This window comes from Stomatobaculum sp. F0698, from assembly GCF_030644385.1.
Classification (GTDB): Bacteria; Bacillota; Clostridia; order Lachnospirales; family Lachnospiraceae; genus Moryella.
This window is the reverse complement of record NZ_CP130060.1, coordinates 1,280,194-1,291,057: the sequence shown is the minus strand read 5'-3', so window position 1 is coordinate 1,291,057 and position 10,864 is coordinate 1,280,194. Positions and strand designations below refer to the sequence as shown.

5 protein-coding genes are annotated in these 10,864 nt (G+C 56.2%); all 5 read left to right on the top strand.

Features of this window, described 5'->3' with window-relative positions:
* The first annotated feature begins 4 nt into the window (after window positions 1-4).
* The 5 genes from QU660_RS05830 (at window position 5) to QU660_RS05810 (ending at window position 10,832) form a co-directional block, all read left to right on the top strand.
* Complete coding sequence (locus QU660_RS05830; RefSeq protein ID WP_304945606.1) at window positions 5-4,624, top strand: N-acetylmuramoyl-L-alanine amidase family protein; 4,620 nt, start codon at window positions 5-7, stop codon at window positions 4,622-4,624.
* A gap of 395 nt (window positions 4,625-5,019) precedes the next feature.
* Window positions 5,020-6,771 (top strand): ABC transporter ATP-binding protein, encoded by a 1,752-nt coding sequence (locus tag QU660_RS05825; protein ID WP_304945605.1) that lies wholly within the window; start codon window positions 5,020-5,022, stop codon window positions 6,769-6,771.
* Window positions 6,772-8,538, top strand: a complete 1,767-nt coding sequence (locus tag QU660_RS05820; RefSeq protein ID WP_304945604.1) for an ABC transporter ATP-binding protein — start codon at window positions 6,772-6,774, stop codon at window positions 8,536-8,538.
* A 62-nt stretch (window positions 8,539-8,600) separates the two neighbouring features.
* Complete coding sequence (gene thrH, locus QU660_RS05815; protein ID WP_304945603.1) at window positions 8,601-9,200, top strand: bifunctional phosphoserine phosphatase/homoserine phosphotransferase ThrH; 600 nt, start codon at window positions 8,601-8,603, stop codon at window positions 9,198-9,200.
* A 420-nt stretch (window positions 9,201-9,620) separates the two neighbouring features.
* Window positions 9,621-10,832 carry an alanyl-tRNA editing protein gene (locus QU660_RS05810; protein WP_304945602.1) on the top strand — a complete coding sequence of 404 codons (1,212 nt, stop codon included), beginning with the start codon at window positions 9,621-9,623 and terminating at the stop codon, window positions 10,830-10,832.
* Window positions 10,833-10,864: the final 32 nt, after the last annotated feature.

The window sequence follows — 10,864 nt, the reverse complement described above, 5'->3', positions numbered from 1 at the left end:
TGAGATGAGATTGAGACATAATTTCAAGTCTCGGATCGCCGCGGCGATGGCGGCTGTCATGGTATTTTCCGTGGCAGCCCCGGCGCTGCCGGTTTATGCGGCAACGTCAACGATTACCTTTGATACCGGTGACGGTCCGGGGGTTACGTACGGCGGCTATACGAGCAACTCTGTTTCGGGCGAGACCGGTACTCTTTTGAGAGACGTTCCGGGCTTTGCGGGCATTCCGCTGACTCACTCGGACGGCACTCCCGCTAGCGCAGGCGATTCCGATGCGAGACCGGCGTTCCCGAATTTCGGAGGCGTATCCTATCCGGGCTACACCTTTGGCGGCTGGTACGATGCTTCCGATCCTTTGAAGTATGTTGAGCCGGCGCTGCCGATTGCCATGCCGGGTGCTAGCAAAACGTACGCACCGAAATGGGTTCCGAGCGGTGTGGCGCAGAACTTTGACTACACGGTGATGCACTACCGTATGCTGGACGGTAGCACTACCGAGCTTCCGGCGACCGATAGCGGCAGCTTCTATTCCGGCAATCACATTGCCTTTAACCCGAACGGGGCTCCCTGGGTTTCCGCAACGCAGAAGGCTATGGGCGATACGGTCACGGCAGTTCCGCTCTCCCCGACGGCGGTCCCGGGCTATAAGGTCGGTTCTGTCATTGTAAAGAACGAGAAAAAGCGCAAATTCGGTGAGAATTCCGGTGCCGGCACCGGCGCTGCACAGGTCAATGTAATCGCCGGCAATGTCGTGAGCGGCGTGATGCCGAACGATAACCTGACCATTCGTTATCTCTATGTTGTGGATACGAGCAAGTTTTTCACCCTCCGCACGGAGTATGTGGATCAGACCGGTACCACGATTAAAGCGTCAACCTCTGAGAACAAGAATGCAGAGGAGTCGGTCGGCATGACGCCGCCGACCATTGCGGGCTTTGTCTACGACAGCGTGCAGGTTGTGAGCGGTGATGCGGATAACCAGAACGCTTGTGTATACGGCACAAACAAGCTTGCTGCAAACGGCGAGTTCCAGTTTAATTCGAACGGCGTGCTGACCGGCAAGATGCCGAACCAGAATGTCAAGATTAAGTACACCTACAGACGCGATCCGGCTTATCAGATTCGCGTACAGGTGAAGTTCTTCGATAACCACGGCAACAAGTTGGACGGTCAGGAGGGCAGACCGAATCTTCCGGACATCGATGAGCCGAGAGCTGTCGGTGCGACCGGCGCACAGACGGTTGCGGTTCCCTTCCTTCCGGGCTATAACTACCAGCCGAATATGAACCCGGGCACCAACGGCGGTGCAAGCAACCCGTCCGGTATGGTTCAGGGTACGGATGAAAACCTGCACTTTAACCTGCAGGCAGGTTCCGACGGCCAGGGTGCCATCATCACGATTACCTATGTCGAGAACTTGAACGATGCGAGCACCTGGGCGCGTGTCAGCTACACTTCTACGGCAAACGGTGATATCAACGGAAACACGGCGCCGCGTTCCATTCGCGTCGGTTCCTACACCTGGAAGGAGCTGGTGGGTCTTGACTCGCTCGGCAATCTTGCAATCAGCGCGGATCCGGTCCCGAACTACAAGCTCGAGGGTTGGTATGTGAAGATCAACGGTGGCGCGGAGCAGAAGATTTACGACGGAGACACCGACAGTTCCACGATTACGACCGCAGATCAGAAACTCGCGATTCCGGCCGGCACGACCACCCCGACGGCGGTCAGTGTCTACCCGAAGTTCGTCGAGGATCCGAACAAGTGGTATACGATTAACTTTGCGCACAGCGCAAACGGCAGCCTGACCGGCAACACGACGGTGCGTGTCGGTGAGCAGACCAGGGATACTGCTTCCGGTATGTGGCGTGCAACCACTTGGGCGGATGTTCCGAAGCCGACACCGGTTCCGGTAAACTCGAACTACATGGCACAGCCGTGGACCAGCAGCTCCGGTTCTCAGCCGATGAACTCGACGGTCATCAACGGCAGCGAGACCTATACGACGGTCTTTACCCGCATCGGTATGACGGATGACGGCGTGCTTGCAATGCCGAACGCAAACGGCGAAGTTGCAAACAACGGCACCGGTACGGTTAAGGTAAACGGCGCAAACAGCCTCAGAAACTACGCAATCACCGATATGAACGGAAACGTGATTGCAACCCTTCCGGGTACGGCGCTTCAGAGCGGTGCATTTACGGGACTTCCGGTCAACGCACAGTACCAGGTATACGAACTCACAACCGCACAGAACCCGGCAGCGGGCACCCCGATTACGAGCGTAGTCGCAGCAGATCGCAGCCAGCCGACCGTGGTAAATGTGCCGGCAGCGGGATCGAACGCAACGGTCGGTACCGATGCCGCAAACGCAGGCCAGAAGACCATTACGGTCAGCCCGACCGCACCGAACACGGAGTACTCCCTGATTGATGCGAGCGGCAATGTGGTTCCGGCTTCCGGCTGGGTTACCCCGAGCACGCCGGGCGCAGCGATTGTCTTTGACAACCTCGACCCGAACACGACTTACACCGTGGTCGCAAGACCGGTGGGCGGCAGCCAGACGCCGCAGGATCAGCTGCCGCAGGGCACCGTGATTCCGGTGACCGGCACCCCGTCCGCAGCGACGCAGGAATACACGCTGAAGCTTGAAAACGGCGGTAAGGTTGTCGAGATCAAGAGAATGGTTAACGGTACGGAACAGATTATTCCGATCGGCGCCGACGATACGAACGTTACCTTCCGGGAAGGCGACAAGATTAAGTTTGACGCGGATGTGCCGGCAGGAACAACGTTTAAGCGTTGGAACGTACTCCTCGGCAATCTGAGCGGACTTACGACAACGGGTCAGCGTATTGTGATGCCGGCCGGCTCCGTAACCGTATCCGCAAGCTACAACGGTCAGTCCATCCTTCCGGCTCAGCCGAAGGCAGACCTTGACTATACGCCGAAGGACGGCCGCTTTGCACTGGATCCGGCAGACAATGTAAGACTCCTCACCGAGCTCATTGACAACCCGGATGATACGGCAGCGCTTGCAAACCCGAGCGTTGACACCATCACCTACATCGCGAAGTTCAACCGCGGTACGGTGGCAAGCAACTATGCAAATGAGCTGAAGACCCAGACGGGCGACAACGAGATGAAGCTCCCGTGGAGCCTGCAGGTCGGCCTCGCAAGAGACGTGGACGGCGTCAACAAGATGGTTCCGGCGACCAACAGCAACGCGACCATGCGCGTGCTTGCGCGTCTCGATGACAGCATTAAGAACAACACCGATTATGAGCTCTGGAAGCGCACCATCGATTTGAGCGGAAACGTGAACTACGTTCCGGTTCCGATGAATCCGGCTGACCTCAGCGCAGCGGGCTTTGACGGCAACTTCAGCTTCGAGGCGAAGAACGGTGATTACCTCGTGCTGAGCTATAAGAAGGCACACACGGTCACTGTGATTGACGCAATGCGCGGTACGCCTTACACCTTCCGTATCGCACACGGCAGCGACCTCGCAAGCCATCCGGACTACACGACCATGCGCGGCGCGCTGGCGATGAACTACACGGATCCGGCAACCGGCATCGAGTATGAGTTCGATCAGTTCCGTAAGGCGAACAGCCAGACGGCACCGACCTTTGCGGACTCCGATGCTGTGACCCGCGATATGACGCTCTATGCAATGTACATTCCGGCGGATGACACCGCTTGGCAGAATGCGAGAAACAACCTGATCGGCGAGATCAACAGAGGCAACGCAGTGATGACGGATCCGCGCATCATTCCGCACCTCACGCCGACCGAGCTCGCAGATCTCAACAACGCGGTGACGCAGGCAAATGCGCTTGCAAACCGTCTCCCGAGACCCACCACGGCGGAGCTTGTTACGGAGCACGCGAACCTCAAGGCGCTGATTGACGGCATCCTTGCGAGAATCGCAGGCATCGTTCCGGCACCGACTCCGGGCGGTAGCGGCGGCTCCGGCTCCGGCTCCGGCGGCGGCGGCAGCCACGGCGGCGGCGGCGGTGGCGGCGGCAGAGGCCGCGGCGGCAGCAGCAGAGGTGTAACGGGCAGTACGACGCCGTCCGGCACGGGCAACCGTGTCTACCAGAACGGCGCAGAGGGCAACTGGGTGAACTTTGACCCGGCAGGCCACGGCTGGTACTTCGAGCTCGGCAACAGCCGTAAGCTCACGAACACCTGGGCGGATGTCGCTTACACCTTTGACGGCCAGACCAAGATTTACAGCTACCACTTCGATGAGAACGGTGTCATGGACAGCGGCTGGTGGAAGAACGACCAGGGCGTTTGGTATCACCTCTCCACGAACCACGATGGCTGGTTCGGTTCGATGGATAAGGGCTGGTATCACGACAGCGCGGACGGCAAGTGGTATTACCTGAACATCATGACAGGTTCCATGCTGACCGGCTGGCAGGAGATTGACGGCGTTTGGTACTACCTGAACCCGGTAACGCCGGCACCGACTTGGGACTGGGATGCAACTCAGAACCGTTGGGTGTACGGAAACCGCGGCGGCAGACCGTACGGTTCCATGTACGCGAACGAAGTAACGCCGGACGGCTACCATGTGGATGCTTCCGGTGCTTGGATTCGCGAGACGCCGTAAGGCAAGGTAAAGCAAAAACGAGACTCCCCTAATTCTCGTATATGCGGGCGGGGCGGTGAAGACTCTAAGTCTTCACCGCCCCGCCTTTCTGTTCGGTAAAAGTATGCACAGCATTGTCGCATTATCTTTGCATGCCGTCGGTTCAAGCAATGTGCGAAGAAATCCCGGGTTGAACACAAGACAAAGTCTGCACGGAAGGAAAGGTGGCAACGCTGTTGCGATCTCTGCACAACATGAAAAATGGAAAGGCTTAGAGTGGGTTTCTTCAAGCCGGTGTACCCGAGCGGATACAGGTTGGTAGTTCCCTTTGCTTGCGCCCGGGAATCCATGGGTCGGAGCATTTCTTGACAGCCGTGGTACGGCTCGCTAGGATATTGTGAGAAAGGGAGGGGCGTATGAAGGTTTTGATACCGATATTAAAGAAGTATAGGAGAGAGGCGGTACTCGCGCCGTTCTTTAAGCTGGTGGAAGCGTTGCTTGAACTGCTTGTCCCGCTCATTATGGCGCGGATCATAGACCGCGGCATTGCGAGCGGAGATCGGCTCTATGTGTTGCAACAGTCCGGGCTGCTCTTACTGCTCGGCGCTGCGGGGCTTGGTTTTTCGATTGTAGCGCAGTACTTTGCGGCCAAGGCCTCAATGCGGCTCGGCGGCGAGTTAAGGCATAGGCTCTTCTCGAAGGTGCAGGAGTTAAGTTTTTCCCAGCTGGATCTGTTCGGTGCGGACACGCTGATTACCCGCATGACGAGCGATGTGAACCAGGTGCAGTCCGGAGTCAACATGGTACTCCGTCTGTTTTTGCGTTCTCCCTTTATCGTGTTTGGCGCCATGGTCATGGCGTTTACCATCGACGGTCCTTCGGCGCTCATCTTTGCGGTCGCAATTCCGGTAATCGGAGCGGTGGTCTTTTGGATTCTCTTGACCACCTTGCCGCTCTACAAGCGGGTGCAGGGAAAACTGGATGAGATTATGACGAGCACGCGCGAAAACCTGACCGGTGTCCGTGTGATACGCGCCTTTCGGCAGGAGGAGACAGAGCGGAAGCGCTATGCCGCGCGAAATGCGGCACTTTTGGCAGAGCAGCTCAAGGTGGGGCGCATTTCGGGTCTCATGAATCCGCTGACCTATGTGCTGATTAACCTTGCCGTTGTCGCGTTGATTCAAACGGATGCCGTGCGGGTGAATACGGGTATTTTGGAGACCGGACAGGCGGTTGCGCTTTTAAACTATATGTCGCAAATTCTGGTGGAGCTCATCAAGCTTGCAAACCTCATCATTCAGGTGACGCGTGCGGCTGCCTGCAGCGAGCGTGTCGCGGCCGTACTGGAGGTGCATAGCGATATGCAGGACGGCAGCGAAAATGCAAGCGAGGTCTTTTTAGGAGAGGCCGAGAGCAAAGAGAACGGGCGCAAAAAGGCGGTCGAGTTTCGGGATGTCTCTCTTCGCTATGACAAGGAGAGCGGAGAGGCCCTGCATGACATCAGCTTTACTGCCTATGCGGGCGATACCATAGGCATTATCGGCGGCACGGGCAGCGGTAAATCCTCCCTGGTGAACCTGATTCCCCGCTTTTATGACGCGAGTGCCGGGGAGGTTCGCGTTTTCGGTGAAGATGTGCGCCGCTTAACGCTGGAGAGTCTCCGTGCAAACATCGGCATGGTGTTGCAGAAGGCAGAGCTTTTCCGGGGCAGCATTGCGGACAATCTCCGATGGGGCAAGGAGGATGCCGACAACGCGGCGTTTTGGGATGCCCTCACAATTGCGCAGGCGAAAGAGTATGTGGAGACCAAGCCCGGGAAGCTCGACTTTTACTTGGAGCAAAATGCGAGAAATCTCTCCGGCGGGCAGAAGCAGCGTCTCACGATTGCACGTGCGCTCATGAAAAAACCGCAGATTCTGATTTTGGACGACAGTGCCTCGGCGCTCGATTTCGCAACGGATGCGGCGCTTCGGACCGCCATACGCGAAAGCGCCTGGGATATTACCTGCTTCATTGTGTCGCAGCGCGCGGCTTCGGTGCAGTATGCGGACCGGATACTGGTACTGGATAACGGTACGCTCGTTGGCAGCGGCACACATGAGGAATTGTTACGGGACAATGAAGTGTATCAGGAGATCTACTACTCCCAGTTTCCGAAGGAGGCCTGAATGGAAGCAAAGAAAAGGAATGATTTGCAGTGGCGCACGGTAAAAAAGGTGTTGCGCTACATCGGGCGCTTCCGGCTTTGGCTGGCGGCCTCCCTGCTGTTTGCGTTTCTTACGGTGGTGCTGACCCTGCTCGCGCCGCGTCTCACGGGTGAGGCGGTGGACCACATGATAGGGGCGGGGCGCGTGGATTTCCCGGGGGTACATCGAGTCATACTGAAAATAGCACTGGCTGCCGCCGGAGTAGCGTTGTTCCAATGGCTCATGAATCTCTGCAACAACCGTCTGGCCTACTCCGTGGTGAGGGACCTCAGAAACGAGGCGTTTCGAAAGATTGAGCGCCTGCCGCTCAGCTATTTGGATGCCCACCCGGCGGGAGAAATCGAGAGCCGCGTGATTGCGGATGCGGATCAGTTTTCGGACGGCCTATTGATGGGTTTTACCCAGCTTTTTACGGGCGTTTTGACCATAGTCGGGACTTTACTCTTTATGCTCTCCGTGAGCTTAAGTATAACCCTCGCCGTGGTCTTGATTACGCCGCTCAGCTTCTTTGTGGCGGGTTATATTAGTAAGCACAGCTACCTCTTGTTCCGCGCGCAGTCGAAACTGCGCGGAGAGCAGACCGGCATGATCAACGAGATGGTTGAGGGGCAGCGCGTGGTCAAGGCCTTTCACCGCGAAGAAGCGGTCATTCGAAACTTTGACGAACTGAACGAGAAATTGACGGAAACTTCCTTAAAGGCGACCTTTTACTCGTCGCTGACCAATCCGACGACGCGGTTTGTCAATGCCTTGGTCTATATGATAGTCGGCGCGGTCGGGGCGCTCTCGGTGATCGGCGGAAGTTTAAGTGTCGGTGAACTCACGGCTTTTTTGAGTTATGCGAGCCAGTACGCAAAGCCTTTTAACGAGATTTCGGGCGTCTTAACGGAACTCCAGAACGCCATTGCCTGCGCGGCGCGGCTTTTTGAGCTCATTGAAGAAACGGAAGAGGTTCCGGACCGGGCAACGGCGCTTGCACCCGAAGGGTTTCGCGGTGCGGTTCGTTTTAATCAGGTGGATTTTTCCTATGTGCCGGAACAGCATTTGATTGAAGATTTTAACTTTGCGGTAAAGCCGGGACAGAAAATCGCGATTGTCGGTCCGACCGGTTGCGGCAAAACAACGCTCATCAATCTCTTGATGCGTTTTTACGATGTGACGGGCGGGGCCATAAGTCTCGACGGGACGGATCTTCGCGATTTAACGCGTGCGTCGCTGCGCGGCGGTTTCGGCATGGTGCTCCAGGAGACCTGGTTAAAGAGCGGAACCATACGCGAAAACATCACCATGGGAAATCCCGGCATTTCGGAAGAAAAGATGCGTGAAGTGGCGCGCGCCTGCCACATTGCAGGCTTTATCGAGCGGCTTCCGGACGGCTATGATACGGTCATTGCCGAGAACGGAGAGGGCTTCTCGCAGGGACAAAAGCAGTTACTCTGCATCGCCCGCGTTATGATGAGTAACCCATCCATGCTCATCTTGGACGAGGCGACTTCTTCCATTGACACACGAACGGAACTCAAAATTCAGGAGGCCTTTAACCGCCTGATGGAAGGACGCACGAGCTTTATCGTGGCGCATCGACTTTCGACCATACGCAATGCGGATGTAATCCTTGTCATGAAGGCGGGACACATCATCGAAGAGGGAAACCACGAGGAACTCATGGCAAAGCAGGGCTTTTATTATACGCTCTACGAGAGCCAGTTCCTCGGAAAGGCGATTTAGTGGAAAAGTGAGGCTCTGTTTGCTATAATAGCGGCATTGACTGTTTTTTTAGGAGGCGGCACATGAATATTGTTTGCTTGGATCTTGAAGGTGTATTGGTTCCGGAAATCTGGATTGCGTTTGCGGAGGCGACGGGCATTCCGGAGCTCAAGCGTACCACCAGAGATGAGCCGGATTACGATAAGCTGATGCGCTACCGCATCGATATTTTGAAGGAGCACGGCCTGGGACTTAAGGAGATTCAGGACACCATTGCTACCATCGACCCGATGCCGGGTGCAAAAGAGTTCCTCGATGAGCTCCGGAGTTTTACCCAGGTTATCATTTTGAGTGATACCTTTACGCAGTTTGCGGCGCCCCTCATGAAGAAGCTCGGCTATCCGACCATTTTCTGCAATTCGCTCGAGGTCGCGGAGAACGGAGAGATTACGGGCTTCCGCATGCGAATTGAGCACTCCAAGTTAACGACCGTGCGCGCGTTCCAGTCGATCGGCTACGAGACCATTGCGAGCGGTGACAGCTACAACGATCTCGGCATGATCGAGGCGAGTAAGGCGGGCTTTCTGTTCCGCAGCACCGAGGAAATCAAGAAGGCATATCCGCAGTTCCCGGCTTTTGAGAGCTATGAGGAACTCCTTGCGGCAATTAAGGCGGCACAATAAGAGAAAAGAGACAGCTTCCCGCCGGGAGGCTGTCTTTTCGGTACGGTAAGAAACACAAAACGCCTGAGACAAGATGATATAGCGTAAAAACGCAAAACGAAGCGCGAACAAGCATAACGCGAAGAGCGAGAAGCCGGCAGTAAATGCGAAGTGAAGAAACGCGGAAGTGAATGCGGAGCGTAAAAAACGATGCGGCAAACGCGAAGTGATAAAACGCGGAAGCGAACGCAAAGCGAAAAACGCAGAAGTAAGCGAGAAGTGCGAAAAACGAAGCGACAAATGCGAAGTGAATCAATCGAAGAAGTACATGTGAAGAGATGTATAGTCAGGAAAAGGACGTAACACAAGTCTGAAAAAGAGAAATCGATTGCGAAATCAAAGCACAAATGATGAAAACTCGTGCGCGAAGGGAGAGGAAAGATGACGGAGGCAATTTTTGACCGCGATTCGCGGGAACTTAGTTTCAAGGCGCGCGTTCTTTCCTGCGAGGAGAGGAGAACGGCGGCGGGAGAAAGCCGCTTCGCTGTAGTCTTGGACCGCACGGCTTTTTTTCCGGAGCAGGGCGGTCAGAAGGCAGATCGCGGCACACTCGGCGGTGCAAGTCTTCTCGACGCGGAAATACACGAGGGCGTGATTACCCATATTTTGGATGCCCCCTTGGAAGCGGGAAGCGAGGTCGAGGGAGAAGTGGATTGGCCGCGCCGCTTTGACTTTATGCAGCAGCACACGGGAGAGCACATTCTGTCCGGACTTGCCAATCGCCTCTACGGCGCGGAGAACGTGGGCTTTCATCTCAGTGAACGGGAAGTGCAGTTGGATTTCAGCGTGCAGCTCTCGGAAGCGGAACTTGAGGCACTGGAACACGCAGCGAACCAAGCCATCTTCCGCGATATTCCGGTGAAGGCTTATTACCCGAACGCCGAGGAACTGGCGGCGCTGAACTACCGGCAGAAAAAAGAACTCACGGGAGCTATACGCATTGTCGAGCTTGAGGGCGTGGATTGCTGTGCCTGCTGTGCACCGCATGTCGCGCGGAGTTCGGAGGTGGGGATTCTCAAGATTCTGAGCACCATGAACTATAAGGGCGGCACGCGGCTCTACATTGCCTGCGGAATGCGCGCGGTGCAAGATTACGCGGCGCGGATACGGGAGGCGCAACAGCTGTCGAAACTGCTCTCCGCGCCGCAGGGTGAACTGAGCGCTGCGGTAGTACGTCTGCAAGAAAAGGCAATGGCTGCGGAACAGCGCGCGGCAGAGACGGCGCTTGCCCTGATTCTTCTGCGAGCGGAAGCGGAAATCCGTGAGAAGGAACAAACACAGGGCCGGGAGCAAGCGGAAGCGGATGGAATCTGCCTCATCTTACCGCCGCTCCCGGAGAGCGCCCTCCAGCGTGCGGTGAAGCCGCTGAAGGAGCTGTTCTCCGGTGTGGTTGCGCTTTTCTCGGGCGATGAAGAGAGCGGCTATGCCTTTCTCATGTTCGGAGACGGCGTGGATTGGAAGCCCTTTCTCGCGGAACTCCGAACGCGCGGCGGCAAGGGCGGCGGCGGAAAGGACCGCGTGCAAGGCAGACTGCTTTGTCGCGCAAAAGAATTACATACAATATTTCATGATTTTGTAATAAAACAGAATTGATCTTGTGATAGAATTAAAAGAAAAAAGACAGA